Consider the following 2,003-nt stretch of genomic DNA (forward strand, 5'->3'; position numbering starts at 1 on the left):
CGAGCGTGATAAGAAACCACGCTATCGCTACGACCGCGAAATCTTCTTTCTTCATTCGAACCACCATGCCGCAATAGTAATCACCCAAACTAGCACAATCCACTTCGTATCGCTCATCCTGCTGCATCCTCCACACAGAAGCGTAACTCTACATCGCTAGCTGGAAAATACTTGACTGGGGCGTCATCATCATTGATTTCCACACAACCGATAACGTGTTCGAACTTATTATCTTCTGTTTGAACAACCACTATATATAAAGCGTCCTCACGTTCAACAATGTCTCCTAACTCGAACTCGTCCATTTCACGACCTTTCTTGTGAAATACCATGAAGCGTTCAAACTCTTCTAATTCTTCATCTGTTGGCTTGCGGAATGTACCATCATGCTTAGTAAAATATCCGTCTCCATCGAACACGAAATTTTTCGCTACTATAACAGCCAAGCTCGGCCAATATTGATTGCCATCTACTTCTTTATGCACTGCATACCATTTCTCATTATCACGCGATTCAAATACGTACATTTCACCCTCTTCCAACTTCAAAGGTTCCGCATAGTCAATAAACTCATTTTTGAAAAAGAAATTAATCGACTCATTAACTACCCCTTCGTTATCGCCTGCTCTCATCCAAATCTCATTCTCTTTAATTTTCCAAGCACAACCCTTTTCTTGAGTTGTAATCCAATGTGTTTTCATCCGTTCAATAGCTTCAAAACCTGTGTATGTTTTCATAGTTTCCTCCTCTAGTAAACGCAAATCTCCAATCGGTGCAAAAGTTAACACATCGTTCCCGTCAAATAAGCACCAACCTTTCCAATCATCTTGATGGTCGAATGTACCAACTCTTTTCTTGCCGTAACTCATAAAATAAACTCTGTCGCCTTTTTGAAATTTACTCATTTTATTCACCCTCCAAAATTTGTTCTATTTTATCCGCGATACCGTCCATAACCTGTTGCTCTACATCTAAGCGTTCGTATTCACACTCATCGCCTTGATCTAATAGCTTTATGGCTGTACCACGTTTCAACATCGCTTCTGTTCGTAGATTACTAACTAATGCTTGTAATTGTTTTTTCATCATGAAGCACTTCCTTTTGTTTATCTATATCGATAATTTGTTGTTCATGTTTCTTTAACTGTTCCTCGATCCATTCCCCTGTCGTTTTAGCGTATTCCTCTCGTGTATGAGCGTTTTGAGAAGGAGACGATACAAATACCATTCCCCAACTACTTACGCTCGTTATATGGACGCCTGGACGCATTACAGTGATAGACATTTTATTCACCTCATGTCGTTCTATAACTTGCACCTTTCACTTGATACAAATAATCCTTACTCATTCCAAACAACCGATCAGCGGCCGCGAATCCGATTTTGTCCTCCAGCGTATCCAAATCCTCATTGCTGGTGTACCAGATTGGTAGATTGTGCAAATATCGTTCATTAATAATCTTGTAGTACATATCTTCTTTAAATTCGCTGTACTTTGATTTCGCAATGTCATCCCAAATGAGAATGTCACATGTGCATAAATCATGAAGTATTTCATTCAAACGCTTTTTATTGTCGTTTAAAAACGCCGCACTTTGGATTTCAGCCATGATATTTACATCTTGGACACATAACACTCGGACTCCACGAGGACGCCCTGTATGCTTGTCTGTGACTTTAAAATGATTCAATGCGTATTTCGCTGCCGCTACCTGTAAATGAGTTTTACCTAAACCGTATGAGTTATTGGCTTGTCTCATTTTGTTACGCTCACCTGGAGGCAAAGCTTTTAATTTCGTTTCACCTACCTCGGCGACAAAGCCAATACTATTTATCTTCGAGTCACGTATCTCATTAAAGATTTTTAAATATTCAATCATCGCATTGTACAAGGTTTGCTGAACTGCTGTTTCCCTTACATAATTATCAAACCGTGCATTTTCGAACTCAGACGGAATCATAGCGTTTTTAAATCTAGCTATAAGGCTCTTTCGTTCTAAGCA

The 2,003-nt window shown here is 39.4% G+C and carries 4 protein-coding genes; all 4 read right to left on the bottom strand.

Annotated elements, in window-relative coordinates:
• Nucleotides 1-113: 113 nt before the first annotated feature.
• Nucleotides 114-905: a hypothetical protein gene (locus tag MR058_RS22715; protein WP_094398390.1), complete on the bottom strand. Its 792-nt coding sequence runs from the start codon at nucleotides 903-905 to the stop codon at nucleotides 114-116.
• Between the two features lies 1 nt (nucleotide 906).
• The gene (locus MR058_RS22720; protein ID WP_048723904.1) at nucleotides 907-1,086 is read right to left on the bottom strand and encodes a hypothetical protein; all 180 of its coding nucleotides are present in this window, start codon (nucleotides 1,084-1,086) and stop codon (nucleotides 907-909) included.
• Nucleotides 1,058-1,285 carry a hypothetical protein gene (locus MR058_RS22725; RefSeq protein WP_048723903.1) on the bottom strand — a complete coding sequence of 76 codons (228 nt, stop codon included), beginning with the start codon at nucleotides 1,283-1,285 and terminating at the stop codon, nucleotides 1,058-1,060. Before MR058_RS22725 ends, MR058_RS22720 begins: the two co-directional genes overlap by 29 nt.
• A gap of 10 nt (nucleotides 1,286-1,295) precedes the next feature.
• A partial coding sequence (locus MR058_RS22730; protein WP_242145933.1) for an ATP-binding protein occupies nucleotides 1,296-2,003 on the bottom strand: 708 nt, incomplete at its 5' end.

Origin of the sequence: Bacillus cereus group sp. BfR-BA-01430 (genome assembly GCF_022663115.1) — a bacterium.
GTDB lineage: Bacteria > Bacillota > Bacilli > Bacillales > Bacillaceae_G > Bacillus_A > Bacillus_A cereus_BD.